16 protein-coding genes are annotated in these 16890 nt (G+C 30.9%); 10 read left to right on the top strand and 6 right to left on the bottom strand.

Features of this window, described 5'->3' with window-relative positions; all coding sequences use genetic code 11:
- Positions 1-38 precede the first annotated feature (38 nt).
- From JH146_RS02705 to JH146_RS02685, 5 genes are all read left to right on the top strand, one after another.
- Complete coding sequence (locus JH146_RS02705; protein WP_048201580.1) at positions 39-3452, top strand: DNA-directed DNA polymerase II large subunit; 3414 nt, start codon at positions 39-41, stop codon at positions 3450-3452.
- 36 nt (positions 3453-3488) lie between these two features.
- A complete protein-coding gene (locus tag JH146_RS02700; RefSeq protein WP_048201579.1) occupies positions 3489-4367 on the top strand; it encodes an MBL fold metallo-hydrolase in 879 nt (292 codons plus the stop codon).
- A gap of 100 nt (positions 4368-4467) precedes the next feature.
- The gene (locus JH146_RS02695) at positions 4468-5820 is read left to right on the top strand and encodes a P-loop domain-containing protein (protein ID WP_048201578.1); all 1353 of its coding nucleotides are present in this window, start codon (positions 4468-4470) and stop codon (positions 5818-5820) included.
- 255 nt (positions 5821-6075) lie between these two features.
- Positions 6076-6531: a UPF0179 family protein gene (locus JH146_RS02690; RefSeq protein WP_048201577.1), complete on the top strand. Its 456-nt coding sequence runs from the start codon at positions 6076-6078 to the stop codon at positions 6529-6531.
- A gap of 169 nt (positions 6532-6700) precedes the next feature.
- Complete coding sequence (locus tag JH146_RS02685; RefSeq protein ID WP_236953676.1) at positions 6701-7792, top strand: cell wall-binding repeat-containing protein; 1092 nt, start codon at positions 6701-6703, stop codon at positions 7790-7792.
- Positions 7793-7851: 59 nt separating this feature from the next.
- Here the strand turns inward: JH146_RS02685 and JH146_RS02680 are convergent, their stop codons facing one another.
- From JH146_RS02680 to amt, 5 genes are all read right to left on the bottom strand, one after another.
- Positions 7852-8697, bottom strand: coding sequence for a methanogenesis marker 8 protein (locus tag JH146_RS02680; protein WP_048201576.1), 846 nt, complete (start codon positions 8695-8697; stop codon positions 7852-7854).
- A gap of 80 nt (positions 8698-8777) precedes the next feature.
- The gene (gene ribB / locus JH146_RS02675) at positions 8778-9461 is read right to left on the bottom strand and encodes a 3,4-dihydroxy-2-butanone-4-phosphate synthase (RefSeq protein ID WP_048201575.1); all 684 of its coding nucleotides are present in this window, start codon (positions 9459-9461) and stop codon (positions 8778-8780) included.
- Positions 9454-9852 (bottom strand): CTP-dependent riboflavin kinase, encoded by a 399-nt coding sequence (ribK, locus tag JH146_RS02670; RefSeq protein WP_048201574.1) that lies wholly within the window; start codon positions 9850-9852, stop codon positions 9454-9456. The genes ribB and ribK overlap by 8 nt, the downstream gene beginning before the upstream one ends.
- 32 nt (positions 9853-9884) lie before the next feature.
- Positions 9885-11174 (bottom strand): cation:proton antiporter, encoded by a 1290-nt coding sequence (locus JH146_RS02665; RefSeq protein ID WP_048201573.1) that lies wholly within the window; start codon positions 11172-11174, stop codon positions 9885-9887.
- A gap of 162 nt (positions 11175-11336) precedes the next feature.
- Positions 11337-12488, bottom strand: coding sequence for an ammonium transporter (gene amt, locus JH146_RS02660; protein WP_048201572.1), 1152 nt, complete (start codon positions 12486-12488; stop codon positions 11337-11339).
- Positions 12489-12685: 197 nt separating this feature from the next.
- Between amt and glnK1 the strand changes: the two genes are divergently transcribed.
- From glnK1 to JH146_RS02635, 5 genes are all read left to right on the top strand, one after another.
- Positions 12686-13024: a P-II family nitrogen regulator GlnK1 gene (gene glnK1 / locus JH146_RS02655; RefSeq protein WP_048201571.1), complete on the top strand. Its 339-nt coding sequence runs from the start codon at positions 12686-12688 to the stop codon at positions 13022-13024.
- 347 nt (positions 13025-13371) lie between these two features.
- A complete protein-coding gene (gene mtnP, locus JH146_RS02650; RefSeq protein WP_048201570.1) occupies positions 13372-14130 on the top strand; it encodes an S-methyl-5'-thioadenosine phosphorylase in 759 nt (252 codons plus the stop codon).
- A gap of 31 nt (positions 14131-14161) precedes the next feature.
- Positions 14162-14422, top strand: coding sequence for an ATP-binding protein (locus tag JH146_RS02645; RefSeq protein WP_048201569.1), 261 nt, complete (start codon positions 14162-14164; stop codon positions 14420-14422).
- A 10-nt stretch (positions 14423-14432) separates the two neighbouring features.
- A complete protein-coding gene (locus tag JH146_RS02640; protein WP_048202590.1) occupies positions 14433-15059 on the top strand; it encodes an L-threonylcarbamoyladenylate synthase in 627 nt (208 codons plus the stop codon).
- 154 nt (positions 15060-15213) lie between these two features.
- Positions 15214-15777: a coiled-coil domain-containing protein gene (locus JH146_RS02635; protein WP_048201568.1), complete on the top strand. Its 564-nt coding sequence runs from the start codon at positions 15214-15216 to the stop codon at positions 15775-15777.
- A gap of 6 nt (positions 15778-15783) precedes the next feature.
- Here the strand turns inward: JH146_RS02635 and JH146_RS02630 are convergent, their stop codons facing one another.
- Entirely contained in the window at positions 15784-16875 is a 1092-nt protein-coding gene (locus tag JH146_RS02630; RefSeq protein ID WP_048201567.1) for a DUF2117 family protein, read from the bottom strand.
- Positions 16876-16890: the final 15 nt, after the last annotated feature.

Here is a 16890-nt window from a genome sequence, read left to right as displayed (position 1 = left end):
ATTATCAAATTTCAAAAATATTTAACTACGTGATTGTTATGGTTCATGTTGCATGCTCTGAAAACATGAAAAAATATTTTGAAAACATTGTTAGTGAAGTTAAAAAAATTTACAAAATAGCTGAAGAGTGTAGAAAAAAAGGATTTGACCCAGTTGATGAAGTTGAAATTCCTTTAGCTGCTGATATGGCTGATAGGGTTGAGGGATTAGTTGGGCCGAAAGGCGTGGCTGAGAGAATTAGAGAATTGGTTAAAGAGTTAGGTAAAGAGCCAGCTGCGTTGGAAATAGCTAAAGAAATTGTAGAAGGAAAATTTGGAAACTTTGATAAGGAAAAGAAAGCTGAGCAAGCAGTTAGAACTGCATTGGCTGTATTAACTGAAGGGATTGTTGCTGCACCATTAGAGGGAATTGCAGATGTTAAAATAAAGAAAAACCCAGATGGAACTGAATATTTAGCTATCTATTATGCAGGGCCTATAAGAAGTGCTGGAGGGACTGCTCAAGCTTTATCTGTATTAGTTGGAGATTTTGTTAGAAAGGCAATGGGGTTAGATAGATATAAACCAACAGAGGATGAGATTGAAAGATATGTTGAGGAGGTTGAGCTATACCAATCAGAAGTTGGGAGCTTCCAATACAACCCAACAGCTGATGAGATTAGAACAGCTATAAGAAATATCCCTATAGAGATTACTGGAGAGGCTACTGATGATGTAGAAGTTTCTGGGCATAGGGATTTGCCGAGGGTAGAGACAAACCAACTAAGGGGAGGGGCATTATTAGTTTTGGTTGAGGGGGTCTTGCTAAAAGCTCCTAAAATATTGAGACATGTTGATAAATTAGGAATAGAAGGATGGGATTGGCTTAAGGATTTAATGAGTAAAAAAGAAGAAAAAGAAGAAGAAAAGGAGGAAAAAGTAGATGAAGAAGAAATAGAAGAAGAGGAAGAAGAGATAAGTGGATACTGGAGAGATGTTAAGATAGAGGCAAATAAAAAGTTTATAAGTGAAGTTATTGCTGGAAGACCAGTATTTGCCCATCCATCAAAGGTTGGAGGATTTAGGTTGAGATATGGAAGAAGTAGAAACACTGGCTTTGCTACTCAAGGATTTCACCCTGCTTTAATGTATTTGGTAGATGAATTCATGGCTGTTGGAACTCAGCTAAAAACTGAGAGGCCGGGAAAAGCTACTTGCGTTGTGCCAGTTGATAGTATTGAACCACCAATTGTCAAGCTAAAAAATGGAGATGTTATTAGAGTTGATACAATAGAGAAAGCTATAGAGGTTAGAGATAGAGTTGAGGAAATTTTATTCTTAGGAGATGTTTTAGTTAATTATGGGGATTTCTTAGAGAATAATCATCCTTTATTGCCAAGCTGTTGGTGTGAAGAGTGGTATGAGAAGCTATTGATAGCTAATAATATAGAGTACGATAAAGAGTTCATAAAAAATCCAAAGCCTGAAGAAGCTGTTAAATTTGCTTTAAAAACAAAAACTCCATTGCATCCAAGATTTACATACCATTGGCACGATGTTAGCAAGGAAGATATAATCTTATTAAGAAATTGGCTGTTAAAAGGAAAAGAAGATAATTTTGAAGAGAAAAAGGTTTGGATTGTTGATTTAGAGACAGAAGATGACAAAAAAGCAAAAAGAATTTTAGAATTAATTGGTTGCTGTCATTTAGTTAGAAATAAAAAGGTTATAATTAAAGAATATTATCCTTTACTCTACTCATTGGGCTTTGATGTTGAAAATAAAAAAGATTTAGTTGAAAATATAGATGAAATTCTAAAAACAGCCAAAAATAGCATGCATCTCATAAACTTATTATCACCTTTTGAAGTTAGAAGAAACACCTATGTCTATGTTGGAGCAAGGATGGGAAGGCCAGAGAAGGCAGCACCAAGAAAAATGAAGCCCCCAGTTAATGGGCTGTTCCCAATAGGTAATGCTGGAGGGCAAGTTAGATTGATAAACAAGGCAGTTGAAGAGAATAACACGGATGATATTGATGTTTCTTACACAAGATGTCCAAATTGTGGAAAAATCTCTTTATATAGAGTCTGTCCATTCTGTGGAACTAAGGTAGAATTAGATACCTTTGGAAAAATTAAAGCCCCATTAAAAGATTATTGGTATGCTGCTTTAAAGAGATTGGGAATAAATAAGCCAGGAGATGTAAAGTGTATTAAAGGGATGACTTCAAAGCAGAAAATTGTTGAGCCATTAGAAAAAGCTATATTGAGGGCGATGAATGAGGTTTATGTCTTTAAAGATGGAACTACAAGATTTGATTGTACAGATGTGCCAGTAACTCACTTTAAACCAAATGAAATAAACGTTACTGTTGAAAAATTGAGAGAACTTGGCTATGACAAAGATATTTATGGCAATGAATTGGTTGATGGAGAGCAAGTTGTTGAGCTAAAGCCACAAGATGTAATTATTCCAGAAAGTTGTGCAGAGTATTTTGTCAAGGTAGCAAACTTTATAGATGATTTATTGGAGAAATTTTATAATATGGAGAGATTTTACAATGTAAAGAAAAAAGAGGATTTAATTGGGCATTTAGTTATTGGTATGGCACCTCACACATCAGCAGGAATGGTTGGAAGAATTATTGGATACACAAAAGCGAATGTTGGATATGCTCACCCTTATTTCCACGCTGCAAAGAGAAGAAACTGTGACGGCGACGAAGATTCTTTCTTTTTGCTATTAGACGCGTTTTTGAACTTCTCTAAAAAATTCCTGCCAGATAAAAGAGGAGGACAGATGGATGCACCACTGGTATTAACAACAATCTTAGACCCAAAGGAAGTTGATGGGGAAGTTCATAACATGGATACAATGTGGAGCTATCCTTTAGAATTTTATGAAAAAACCCTTGAAATGCCTTCACCAAAAGAAGTTAAGGAGTTTATGGAGACTGTTGAAGATAGATTAGGAAAGCCAGAGCAATATGAGGGGATTGGCTATACACACGAAACTTCAAGAATTGATTTAGGGCCGAAAATTTGTGCTTACAAAACCTTAGGCTCAATGTTAGAAAAAACTACTTCCCAACTTTCAGTAGCTAAAAAGATTAGAGCTACAGACGAGAGAGATGTTGCTGAAAAAGTGATACAATCTCACTTTATCCCTGATTTGATTGGAAATTTAAGAGCTTTCTCAAGACAGGCTGTGAGATGTAAGTGTGGAGCTAAATATAGAAGAATTCCATTGAGAGGAAAATGTCCAAAATGTGGCTCTAACTTAATATTAACTGTCTCAAAAGGAGCAGTTGAGAAATATATGGATGTTGCAGAGAAAATGGCTGAAGAATACAATGTAAATAATTATATAAAACAAAGATTAAAAATTATTAGGGAGGGAATAAATTCAATATTTGAGAATGACAAAAGTAAGCAAGTTAAATTAAGCGATTTCTTTAAGATGAGGGCTTAAAAATTTACTTTATTATTTTTTCATGTTGGTGAGACTATGGAGATTATTCCTTTAGCTTCTGAAAGCTTAGGAGTTAGGTCTTTGGCAACTTATGTTAAAACAAAGGATGTGGGGATTTTAATAGACCCTGGAGTTGCTTTAGCACCAGATAGATATGGTTTAAAACCAAATGATGTAGAATTTGAGAAATTGAAAGAAATGCGAAATAAAATTAATGACTATGCAAAAAAATGTGACATTATAACAATTTCTCACTACCATTACGACCATTATACACCATTTTTTGATGACATATACTTGGAGTCAAAGGATTATGCTAAAGAACTATATAAAGATAAGATTTTGTTAATAAAGCATCCTACTGAATTTATAAATAAAAGCCAAATGGATAGAGCAAAAAAATTCTTAGAAAATGCTAAAGATATTGCAAAAAAGATAGAATTTGCTGACAACAAAACCTTTAAATTTGGAAAGACAGAAATAAAATTTTCCCCACCATTCCCACACGGGAGAGATGATAAGTTAGGATATGTTTTAATAACAACAGTTAAAGAAGGCAATTTTAAGTTTATGCACACTTCTGACACTCAAGGAATATTGTTTGATGATATTAGAGAGTATATAATTAAAGAAAAACCTAACCTAATACTTATAGGAGGGCCACCAACATATTTAATGCACAGATACGGAAAGAAAAACTTAGAAAAAACTAACGAAAATTTAAAATGCATAGTTGAAAATACAGGGGCTGAGCTTATAATTGACCATCACTTATTAAGAGATAAAAAGTTTAGGGAAAAAATAAACGTTGATTTTAAAACAGTTGCTGAGTTTTTAGGAGAAAAGAATCTGTTATTAGAAGCATACAGAAAAGATATTAAACAAGGAAAAAATATTAATGAGTTGTTTGGATAATTCATAATGCCTCAATGATGAAAGTTACCCCCACCGACCTTTTTGGGATGAAGATATCGGCACTGTCTGAGAGGCACTATTTATTATTTAAGGGGTCATTATGTTTGTAGATGAGATTATAAACAATTTAAAAGGGAATGAATTTCTAAATACATCTCTTTTAACCAAAAGTAACAAAAATAGATTATATTATGCTGTAAAACAGCCAGACGGTAATATAAAGGTAGTTCTTCCATTTGTTTTTGAAAATAAAAATTTTTTAAAACTTTCTGAATATAGAGAGGGAATAGAGGGGGCTACACAAAGAGTTATTGAAGAAATAAAGCAGGAAATAATTAAGAAAAAGAGATTCTTACAATTAGCTGGATATTTTGGTAGAATCTATAAAGCTTTATATGAACCCTTAACTGTAGTGAATTGTGATTTAAATTTAGGGTATGATTTGTGGAGAGCTGACAAATACAACTACATTGAAGGAGATAAGATATATTTAATACTTAGGATGATTTTTAAAGAAAAAGACGCTAAAGAGATTGTTAAACAAATCAATGAGCTTTGCAATGACTTAGATAAATTTATTAAAAACATTTCAATTGATTTATTAATTGATGAAGCTAAAAATATAATAAATCAAAAATATCTTAGGGACAAATTGGATGAACTTGGTTTAGTTTGCTTTATATCTAATGATTCAAAGCCAGCAAGAAAATATACTGATGTTAGGAGACATTATAGAATAGCAGGACCTAAAGAGGTAAATATTCCATTTGAATGTCCAGAAGAACTTGAACCAATAGAGATAGAGCTTAAATATGGTAAGAAAGTTAAAGGATTGGGAATAAAGAAGGGAGAGATATTTATAATCACTGGAAGAAATGCTCAGGGGAAAACAACCCTTCTACAGGCAATAGATAGTGGAAGAGACGACCACCTAATTGGAGATGGGAGAGAGTTTATTATAACTACTAAAAGCTTATCCAAAGCATCAACAGGGAGTATGGAGATGAGTGGGCAAGATATAAGTCTATTTTTCCAAAAGCTACCTTCAGGAATTAAAGGAAGTCCAAAAGCTGTTTATGGAACTGCTTCTGGTTCAATGTATATGGCTTACCAAATACAGAGGTCTATAAAAAATAAAACTAAGCTTATTTTGATAGATGAAGACAACTCGGCTGTAAATTTGTTGGTTAGTGGTGTTTTAAGTAAGTGGTTTGAAGGTGTTAAGTCATTATCTGAAATAATCATGGAAAATAGGGAAAAACTTGGAGATAGCTCTTTTATTATAGTAACAAGTTCGTTGGATTTATTAACTGCTTTAGGAGATAGAGCTATTTACTTAGAAGACCATAAAGCCAAATATCTTGATTTAAATTATTTTAGGGAAGAGCTTGGAAGGTATTATTTAGAGTTAGCATCTAAATTCTTTGGAAAATATGGTCAATCATCAAATTAACTATATTTATATTGAACATATAAAAGCCCCTTTAAGGGTTTTTAAATAGGACTTTCGCAGTTTATATATACTCTTTGGAACTTAGATGCCAAAGGCATCAACTTTCCTTTAAAAATTTTATTCCTGCGAAAGTCCTATTAAACATTCTTTATTTATAATAAATTTTTGATGATTAACTATAGAAACACATTTATTTTAGGACTTGATATTAAAGTTTTGTTATATTTTATATTATAATTATGATTTGGGATAATCATGAGCAAAGAGAGCAAAATAACCTTAATTGGTAGCAAATTAGCAAAGACGGGAGGAGAATTTATCTATTTAGGCGAGATTGAAGAGTGTAAAAATTGTAAGTTTAAAAGATTATGCCATGGAAATTTGGAAGCTGGGAGGAAATATAAAATAATTTCAGTTAGGTCAGCAAACCATCCTTGTATGGTTCATGAGGGAGGAGTTAAGGTAGTTGAGGTAGTGTTAGCTGATTTAACAATTATGATTGAGTCAAAAAAAGCACTTGAAGGGGTTGTTTTAAATCACGAACCAATAGCTTGTGAGAATTTTGATTGTGAGTATTATAACTTTTGCAATCCTGATGGGATAAAAGAAGGAGAAAAATACAAAATAAAACAGATTCTAAATGAAAAAATAAACTGTCCAAATGGAAAATCATTAAAAAAAGCTGTAATTGAGTTGATTGAAGATAAATAATTGTTTTGTCTTTTATCTATTTTTATATTTGGATTTTTGTTTTTTAGTACGAAACTTATGACAGAGAATAATCTATTTTAACCATGATAACATAATTCTAATTGTAAAAATGGTTAAAATAATGCATTTTAAAATATAAAAATTTAAAAATACTTTATTGGTGATGAAAATGGTGAAAAAACTGCTTTTATTATTACTCGCCTTATTGGTCCCTGCAGTATCTGCAACAAATGTTATATTGGTAAGTGACAACCAGGCAGATTACTTAAGTGCAATGAACATTGCTTCATTATTTAACGATACAAAAGTTGTTGTAACACCTTGGGGGATTTACAACGAGAGTGTAGTTGATGAGATATTGAAATTAAACCCAAAGCAAGTTATAATTATTGGAGGGCCTGTAGCCGTTCCTGAAGAATACGTTGAAAAGTTAGAAAATCTTGGTATTGAAGTTGAAAGAGTTGCAGGTAAGGACAGATATGAGACAAACAAAGAAGTTATAGAAAAATTCAAAGAAAAGTTAAAAGAAAAGAAAAAAGTAGTTGTTGTTCATGGAAATTCTGGAGTTTTAGTCAACATTAGTGAAGATACCATAGTTATATTGACAAATGGGGTAAACTTAACAGTTAATGTGGATGAATTGGAACCTGAAGAGGTTGAAGTTGTTGAGAGTCCAGCAGTGAATTTAACAGGCATTGCAAAGAAATTAGAAAAGCATGGAGTTAAAGTAAAAGTAAATGTAGTCCCTGAACATGCATTAGAAAAGGTTTTGGAAAATAAAATAAAACAATTAAAAGCAAAAATCAAAGTCTTGAAAAAGCAAGGTGTAGATACTGAAGATTTGGAAGATGAGTTAGAAGACCTTGAGGAAATGCTTAAAGAGAAAGATTATGATGATGCATATAAGTTAATGTTAAAGATTGAAAACAAAGAAATGGTAAAAATAAAACTTAAATTACATGTAAAAGGTAAGGACGAAAAATTAAAATTAGAAGTGAAAGTAAAGAACAAGAAGAAAGATGAAGGAGATGAAGAGGAAATAAAGAATGAAACCGAAGTAGAGTATGAATACGAAAATGGAAGTAAATATGAATACGAATACAAGTATGAATATGGACACAAGTATAAAGAAAGCGAATCTGAATATGAAAGTGAAGAAAAACAGGAAGTTGAAGCTACAATTAATAACTCATTGGTAAATGAATCCATATTAAATAATACATTAAATATAACATTAGAGGTAAATAATACTCAAAATTAGAAGAAAATAGCGAAGTGGAAGTAAATAACCCGTATAGAAATCTAAAAGTTTGAAATTATTTAAATCAGAGGCTTTGGCTGATTATCACTTAATGCTGGCAAATCTTCAATAGTTATTAATATGTTATCTAAATCTTTAGCTCTTTCTAATAAAATCTCTTTTCCAAAGTCAGATAGAGCAAATATTGGGATAGTTTTTCCAATTTGTGCTTTTATTTTACCTTTCAATTTTTCTCTTAAAACCTTTGATGCACAGGCAGTTACTAAATCAAAATATTTGGCTATTTCTTTACTCTCCTCAATTTCAGTTAAATGAACGCCAAAAGTTAATATTTTTATTTCATCATTTTCTAATGATTTGCATTTCTTTGCATCTTCTAAGTTTGTTAAAGTTACAGCTATTCTTTTATAACCTAACTCAATAGCTTTTTTAACACCTTCAAATTGATTAATTTCAGCAGTTTTTTTATTTAAAACAATACCTCCAGCTTTTTCAATCTTTTCTATAACTTCCAGGATTGGAGAAGTTTCTACAATCCCAGAAATTCTTCCACAAAGTCCCTGAACTAAATTTGGATTTGCAGTTATAACAGTCCCAGCACAGTCAGATACAATAACAGCAACATCTACAACTTTTCTTTTTAATGCACTCATTAAAATTTCGGAGGCTCCAAAAGGAACTATAAATTTATCTTCTTCAACAATCCTATTTTTTGTGAATAATCCAAAATCTTTTATTCTAAATTCTATATTTTCTTTTATACTTTCTTTTGTTATTTCCTTTATTCCTCTATGTTTAGCAAACAGTGGGCAGTATTTTATTTTTGGTTCTGTAACTTCAACTATTTTTCCATTTTCAATAATAACCTTTGCCTTTCCCAAAGCTTCCATTACATGCCTGTCCATTATATCTCCCATTAAAAATGTTAAAAATCACAAAAAATCAAAAATTAAGAAAAAATAAAATAATTGGTTCTCCAGAATTTTTATTCTTTTAGATATTTTTCTAAGTAGTAATTAATTATCTCCTCTCCACTTAGATAAACTAAGTTATGCTTCTCAGCATATTTTCTTGTTTCATTTTTGCTCATCGCCTCCCCATTATCACCCATCATTTCACATATTGTTGTAATAGGCACTAAATTAGCAATCTCTGCTAAAGCTACAGTCATTTCAGTGTGCCCTTGTCTATTTTTAACCAGCCCTTCAGTAGCTCTTAATAAAGTTACATGCCCTGGACTTCTAAATTCCTTTCCAAAATCATTAAATCTCTCTTCTTTAACTAATTCAGCTAATTTTTTTATTGTAAATGCCCTATCTTTATCAGTAATTCCTGTAAATGTCTTTCTATGGTTTATTGTAATTGAAAATGATGATTTTTCATCGTAAGGAATGTCATTTGGGTAAAGCTCTTTCAGAACTTTAAATTTTTGAGATGCAAATTCTAATATATCAACCATAAATGGAATACCCAATTTATTACAAATGTCTGGATGTAAAGCTGTACAAATTAGCCCTCCAGCATCCTTTCTCATTCTTCTTATGTGCTCTGGTGTTATAAATTGAGAAGCAACAACCATATCGGTCTCTCCTTCTCTATCATCTGAGTCATAAACTAAGATAATTTCTCCCCTTTTTAATGCTTCTATAGCTTTTTCTACATTATTCATCTTTATCTCCCTTAATTAGTATTTTTATGACATCTCCATCTTTTAAATTGAACCGCTCCCTAAGTTTTATTGGAGCAATTATCTCTATAATGTCACTACTATGATATGTTTTTTTCGGCACAACTACTGCCCCATTTATTTCTTTATTATTTATTAATATCTTTATTGGTAAAATCTTAACTCCAAAGAATTTTTTACCTTCAAATTCAAAATCCTCTGTTTCAATATATTTAAATTTATTTATATTAAATTCTTTATTTAGCTTTAGATTTAACGTCCCTTCATAAGGTTCAAAGCCAAGAATATTTTTAAATGCCTCTTTGTAAGGTGGAAGAGATAAGAAATATCCTCCCTCTCCAAGTCCAGAAACTACTTTACCTTCAATAATCATTAATTTCACCAACAAAAATAATTAAATTTTAATTAATGATGATGTATCTCCTCTTTGTATTTTGGTTTATACTCTCCTAACAATTTTAATGCTAAAACCCTCGCCCATGAAGCTTCTAAGATAACACTCAACAATATAGTCATAAATGTTCCAATAATTATTGTTCCTGCAATGTCTGTTGGTGAGATATACTTTGTTATTGATGATGGAATCTTATCAGCATTCTTTAAAATCTCTATACCAACAGTAACAGCTAAAGCAGCTGGAACAACCCCTCTTGGCCCTTCTAAAGCAAAATATAATTTTTCTTTAAATGAATGTTTTGAACCAGCTAACCCAATAAAAACACCGAGAGGTCTTGCTAAGAATATAGAGCCGAGAGCTACCAACAAGCCCGGAATGAAATAACTCTCCAACATACTCAACTTTATACATGCTCCTAAAAACACGAAGATGAATATTCTTGCTAATAAAGATAAATCATCACAGAATCTAACAACATACTCATAATCCTCATGTTTTTCAGCCATTTTAAATAGTGCATCTCCCAAACATAAAGCCATTATAGCAATAGCCATGTATCCACTAAATCCATAGCCAAAAATACTTGGCAGTAAGTCATCTCCAACGTATAAAATAAGCATTGCCCCTCCAATAACTAATGGGGCAACATACTCATGAAACTCACAATGTATAACTATTTTTTCATATATCTTAGCTAATAATATTCCAATAAAAATAGCTCCTCCAGCAAGCACAACTAAATCAATCGCTGGATTTGTTGAGGATGATAAACCAATTAATCCTAAAACAACACTTGTGGATACAATACCCAATGGGTCGTTGAAAATACTCTCTGCCTCTAACGTTATAGCAACTTCAGGATTTGTTCTAACCCTCGAAAATACTGGAATTAATGTTGCTGGGTCTGTTGCAGATGTTATAGCTCCAAATAAATATCCAACAGGAGAGGTATAAGGGAGGTTTAAAACCATATTAAAAATAAGCCCCGAAACAAATAATGCAACTAAAAACGTTATTGTATCCAATCTTATAACTGTCTTTATAACTCTTCTAAGTAATGAAATTCTCATCGTAAATGCTCCACCTAATAAAATAAATATCAACCCTATAGGCCCCGCATATTCAAAAATTTTCATAGCTGATTCTGATGGTATTATTTGTAAAAAAGGACCTACAATTAAACCCAACAACAATAATAACGGTATATCTGGAATTTTTAACTTTTCTGCAATTTTTGCTACTAAAGAACCAAGGACTAAAGCTAACCCAAGATAACCAATAGCTATCATAAGCTCCATGTTCTCACAAATATAAAGTATTATTATTTAAATTGTTATTTTGGCTGAATATCTAAAATCTAAAAATCATATAAATATTTTATCGAAGGAAATCGGTTAGCAATTAAAAAAATTAATATCAGAATGGATAAAATAATAAGAAATAATAAGAATTTTAAGAATTTATTCTTCTGAATATGCAGTTGTTTGCAATATTGCAGTGTCTAAACCAATTTTTTCTTCTTCTTTGCTGACTCTTAGACCAATTGTTAAATCTAATCCCTTATAAATAATTAACCCTCCGACAATTGCAACTAATGCTATAACAATAGCTCCAATTACCTGTCCAATAAATGAAACTTCAGCCCCATTTTTCAATAAGAATGGAATTCCAGCACATATAACACCAATTAAACCACTCATAGCATGGACTGGACCTATAGCACAAACATCGTCAATCTTTAACTTCTCTTCAATAAACTTATATGTGAATGGTTGCTGAATTCCAGCCAACAAACCAACTATAAATGCCCCAATTGGTGTGAATAAATCAACTCCACTACAAACAGCTACTAAACCAGCACACATACCGTTAGCTGTGTAGAGAGGGTCGTTTCTTGAGCTTAAAGACCCTCCTATAATACCTCCAGCTAAAGCCATTGTTGTTGCTAAAGCTACACTTGCTAACTCAACACCGTTTGCTATACTTGCGGCACTACCAATGTTGAATCCATACCATCCAAATGCTAAAATAAATGCCCCTAAAACAGCTATTGGAATGTTATGTCCTGGAATTGCCTGTGGTTTTCCATTAACATATTTATCAATTCTTGGACCTAAAACATAAGCTGCCATTAAACCTACCAATCCTCCAAATAAATGGACAGCACCACTTCCTGCATAGTCGTGGAAGTTTATTCCTAAGTTTGCAAAACCTCCGCCCCAAACCAAGTGTTCAACAATTGGATACAAAATACCTCCAACAATTAAAGCCCCTATAAAGTAAGGAAGGATTTTTATTCTCTCAGCAACACCACCAGTTATAATTGTTACAGCAGCAGCAGCAAACATAACCATCTTCATAAACCATGCTCCTAAATCAGCATCAAAAGTTCCTGTTATTAAAGGCATTATATTTTCTAAACCATAAGCAATTCCATAACCAATAAACAAATAACCAATAAACACTGCAGCCAAATCCAACAATTTCAAAACACAATGATATGCAACGTTTTTAGCTCTAAACTGTCCAATCTCTAACGCAATGAACCCTGCCTTCATGAAAAATATTAACGATGCAGCCCATAAGAAGAAGAATACATCAACACCTTCCATTATTCCACCTCACAAATTTTGTAGGAATTATCTTGCCTACTACCCATCTTCCTAATTCCTCTAATAGAAATGGTGAAATATATAATTTACTAAGGAATAAGGTTTCTTACTTCCTTTTAGATAAAAATAAAAATAATTAGCACCTAAAATTGATTTTAAAAGACATAATTAAAAAATTACAAAATGAGGTTGAAATTATGAAAAAAGTTGAAGCAATCATAAGACCTGAAAAATTAGAGATTGTTAAAAAAGCTTTATCTGATGCCGGATATGTTGGAATGACTGTTAGTGAGGTTAAGGGTAGAGGAGTTCAGGGAGGTATAGTTGAAAGATATAGGGGGAGAGAATACATTGTCGATTTGCTACAAAAAGTCAAAATTGAGTTAGTTGTAAAAGAAGAGGATGTAGATAAAGTTATTGACATTATTTGCGAAAATGCAAGAACTGGAAACCCAGGAGATGGAAAGATATTCGTTGTTCCAGTTGAGAGGGTTGTAAGAGTGAGAACTAAAGAGGAAGGTGAAAAGGCATTATAAATTAATTTCAATAAATTAATTTCATTTAAAAATGCCTTTTTTAAAGTTTTTAATAAAAATTTTTTGTAGATTTTTAGAATAGAAAATTATTTTAAGCTATTTAATGAACTTATTTTATAGTTTTTTGCAAAATGTCTTGAAAGAAACTTTTAGAAAAAGTTTCATCAAAAAATTACTGGGTATACCAATAGGGCGAAGCCCTATGGTTGTTAAAATATCTTGGAATTAGTGAGGAAGGTATGAAGCTCTTCATACATGAAAAGCTTCAAATATGCCTTTTTAATTTTAATAAGTTTTGCAAAAAACTATAGTTTGTTATTTTTAACATCCTATATCTTGGTGATAATGTGATTGGTATAATAGGAGGAACAGGGATTGCGGGAATATTAAAAGGAGATAAAGAGGAAGTTATTGATACAAAATATGGAAAAGCTAAGGTTATGATTGATAAAGAAAATGAAGTAGTTTTGTTATTTAGGCATGGAGTAAAGCATAATATCCCACCACATAAAATAAATTATAGAGCCAATATCTATGCTTTAAAAAAATTAGGTGTTGAGAGAATATTAGCTATAAATTCAGTTGGTTCATTAAAAGAAAACTTAAAGCCTGGAATGTTTTTCATTCCAAATGATTTTATTGAATTTACAAAAAAGAGAGAGGAAACTTTTTACGATGAGGGAAAGGTTGTTCATATTGACATGACAGAGCCATATTGTCCAGATTTGAGAAATGTCTTAAAATCTATATTAGATAAAAATAACTTCTCTTATGGAGAAGGAGTTTATGTCTGCACTGAAGGACCGAGATTTGAAACAAAGAAAGAGATTGAAATATATAAAAACTGGGGAGATGTTGTTGGTATGACAGGTTATCCTGAAGTTGTTTTAGCGAGAGAATTGGAAATGTGCTATGTATCTCTATGCAATATAACAAACTATGCATGTGGAATATCAAAAAATATTTTAACCGTTGATGAAGTTTTAGAAGCAATAAAAGAGATGGAGGATAAAATTTTAAAGGTTGTTGAAGAGTTCATAAATTACGATTTTGGAGAGAGAAAATGTATTTGTAAAGATGCTTTAAAACATGCTGTTATCGGATAATATCTTTAATTATATATTTTGGTGAGATAAAATGCTATCCAAAATTTTAAGCATATTTAAAGGAAATAGCAAAAAAGATACTAAAAAAGATATTAGAAAGAAATTAGATAAAATAATTGAGATTGATTACAACAAATGCAAAAACTGTTTGTCATGTTATAGAGCATGTAAGAATAATGTTTTTGACATTGAAAATAGCAGAATTGTTGTTAAAAACGAAAAGAATTGCACAAAGTGTGGGGATTGTGTAAAGGCTTGTAGATATGGTGCTATAATACTTTATAATGATTAAAGGGAGAACTATGGAGCTAAAAAATAAAATAATAAAAATATATGAACTTGATGAAAAAGAAAGAACAGAAATATTAAATTTTTTAAAGGAAGAGTTGCTAAATGGAAAAATCATTATCTGTGGGACTGATACATTGTATGGTATTTCAGCAAACGCCTTAGATGAAAAAGCTGTAAAAAAAGTTTATCAAATAAAAAAGAGAGATTTCAATAAGCCTTTATCAATATGTGTTAAAGATAAGAAAGAGATTGAAAAATATGCCTATGTGAATGATTTAGCTAAAAAAATTATTGATAAATTTCTTCCAGGTCCTTTAACGATAATTTTAAAGAAAAAACCATTAATTCCAGATATTGTAGCTAAAGATTATATTGGCATAAGAATACCAGATGAGCCTGTTATTAGAGAGCTATCTATAGTTCCTTTAACAACCACTTCAGCAAATATCTCCGGAAAAGAAAGCCCTACTGCTGTAGATGAGATAGATGAGGAAGTGTTAAAAAAAATAGATTATGTTATTGATATAGGCAAATGCAAATATTCAAAACCTTCTACAATTATTAAAATAGAGGATGATAAAATAATACCAATTAGAGAGGGAGTTATTCCTATTTCAAAAATTAGTGAAGAGTTATGATTTTGATGGAAATTTTAATAAACTTTAAATAAGTTAGCGTTTAATTAATTTATATTAATTTATTATGTTATAGTTATAAATTATTATTAATATTTATTGTTATCTTAAAATTTAGTGGTGTGGGGTTTTGTTTGGTCATTTTTGGGTGATTGAAATGAAAAACGATAAACAGACAGATTGGATAAATAAACTAATAGAAGAACTTGATAAAAGCTCTTCAAGTGTTTTAAAAACTGAAATTATATTAGATGAAATTATAACAAAACTTAATAATCTAATTTCTGAGATTAACAACTATATTGCTGAGATACACTACGGATTAAAGATAACAAATGAAAAAATCAATGTATCTATCTCAGAATTAGATGAATTAGAAAAGAAATTGAAAGAATATTTGGATTTTGCAGAAAGTATGAGAGAATCTTTTGAAAACACATACAATGCAATAATAACTGTTAAAAATGAAATGAGGGATATAAAACATTCTTTAGAAGAATCTTCACTTAAAATGAATAATAGACATAGTATCATGGAAGATACTATAAGAAATCATAGTAAAAAGATTGAAAATTTAAGCAATAGCGTTAAATCATTATCAAAAACTCAAGAAGCAATAATTAATTCATTAAATTCCACTAAGACTCTACTCTATATAACAATCGCATTAACTGTTGTGAATCTTATAATCTCACTAAAAACTTCTGGAATTATTGGCTAAATTAAATTAATAAACAAATTCTTCATAATAAATATTGTTATCATTAAATATTTTCTTAACTTCATCTAAAAGCTCTTGATAGCTATATTTTTTGTTAAGATTTAGATTTTTCTTTAAGATTTCTCCAGCATCATCATCTCTCATATTTTTTATTAAAAATATTACAGAACCTTTTAATATAATTGGATTTTTTAATATATCGTCCTTGTCTCCATCTGTAATACCCAAAATTTTTATTCCAAATCTTGCTAAAATATCTCCGCATATTGTTGTAGTATCGTCTCCAATTGTTATTACTGCCAAAATCTCTCTATCTTTTATCATCTCTATAACATCTTCCCCAGCATGATTAACAATTAATACGTAACCTTTATCAACTTCTTTATTTTTGATTTTTGGATTTGTTGGATGCCTCCTTAAAATCCCAGTTTTTATTACAGCTTTTTTTAAATCAATATTTTTTAATTTTTCAACTCCTCCTTCTTTTAACTCCCCTCCAATAATATCAACTATCTCCCCATTCTCAGCAACTAAAATAACTTCTTTACTTTTAGCTTTTCCAACAACAATACCATTCACTAATATTGCTTCACCAACATCAACACCATGAACCTTTCTAAAAACTCTTCCATTTTCTTCCCAAACCTCTAAGCCATTACTTATACATCTCTCAATCTTTAAATTTAATTCTTTTGATAGATAGTTAGTTACATCTTTAACAATTTTTGAGCCGTCATCATTCCAAATAATAATTGTTCCATCTTCTTCTCCAGGCCTTTCAATTTGAATTATTGGTTTATTTAAGTTAGCCCTCTCAACGACAATTTTTCCAAACGTATGTCCAGTAATCTTTGATTTTCCATAGTTCATTAAAATTAGGATATCATTATCTGCCAATTTTTTTAATGATTGAGATGGCATCAATTTTTCGGATATATCTATAATATCTTGTAAGTTGTTGTCTATAACAGCTACTCTTCCCATAGTTCCTCCTAATTTAGCCTTAACTTTTCCAAACTTCTTCAATAAATTAATAATTTTTAATGCATAGCCGCTATCTACAATTTCAGGCCCATGGATGACGACACCAATTTTCATACTCTCCCTTAAAGT

Origin of the sequence: Methanocaldococcus bathoardescens (assembly GCF_000739065.1) — an archaeon.
Classification (GTDB): Archaea; AGJL01; Methanococci; order Methanococcales; family Methanocaldococcaceae; genus Methanocaldococcus; species Methanocaldococcus bathoardescens.
The sequence above is the reverse complement of the archived record's forward strand: the minus strand, read 5'-3'. Positions and strand labels throughout refer to the sequence as shown.

Bases quoted from the DNA above. Each gene is read 5' to 3' on its own strand.
- JH146_RS02705 (WP_048201580.1), top strand. From the start codon at position 39: ATGGTTCATGTTGCATGCTCTGAAAACATGAAAAAATATTTTGAAAAC.
- JH146_RS02700 (WP_048201579.1), top strand. From the start codon at position 3,489: ATGGAGATTATTCCTTTAGCTTCTGAAAGCTTAGGAGTTAGGTCTTTG.
- JH146_RS02695 (WP_048201578.1), top strand. From the start codon at position 4,468: ATGTTTGTAGATGAGATTATAAACAATTTAAAAGGGAATGAATTTCTA.
- JH146_RS02690 (WP_048201577.1), top strand. From the start codon at position 6,076: ATGAGCAAAGAGAGCAAAATAACCTTAATTGGTAGCAAATTAGCAAAG.
- JH146_RS02685 (WP_236953676.1), top strand. From the start codon at position 6,701: ATGGTGAAAAAACTGCTTTTATTATTACTCGCCTTATTGGTCCCTGCA.
- JH146_RS02680 (WP_048201576.1), bottom strand. From the start codon at position 8,697: ATGGACAGGCATGTAATGGAAGCTTTGGGAAAGGCAAAGGTTATTATT.
- ribB (WP_048201575.1), bottom strand. From the start codon at position 9,461: ATGAATAATGTAGAAAAAGCTATAGAAGCATTAAAAAGGGGAGAAATT.
- ribK (WP_048201574.1), bottom strand. From the start codon at position 9,852: ATGATTATTGAAGGTAAAGTAGTTTCTGGACTTGGAGAGGGAGGATAT.
- JH146_RS02665 (WP_048201573.1), bottom strand. From the start codon at position 11,174: ATGGAGCTTATGATAGCTATTGGTTATCTTGGGTTAGCTTTAGTCCTT.
- amt (WP_048201572.1), bottom strand. From the start codon at position 12,488: ATGGAAGGTGTTGATGTATTCTTCTTCTTATGGGCTGCATCGTTAATA.
- glnK1 (WP_048201571.1), top strand. From the start codon at position 12,686: ATGAAAAAAGTTGAAGCAATCATAAGACCTGAAAAATTAGAGATTGTT.
- JH146_RS02645 (WP_048201569.1), top strand. From the start codon at position 14,162: ATGCTATCCAAAATTTTAAGCATATTTAAAGGAAATAGCAAAAAAGAT.
- JH146_RS02640 (WP_048202590.1), top strand. From the start codon at position 14,433: ATGGAGCTAAAAAATAAAATAATAAAAATATATGAACTTGATGAAAAA.
- JH146_RS02635 (WP_048201568.1), top strand. From the start codon at position 15,214: ATGAAAAACGATAAACAGACAGATTGGATAAATAAACTAATAGAAGAA.
- JH146_RS02630 (WP_048201567.1), bottom strand. From the start codon at position 16,875: ATGAAAATTGGTGTCGTCATCCATGGGCCTGAAATTGTAGATAGCGGC.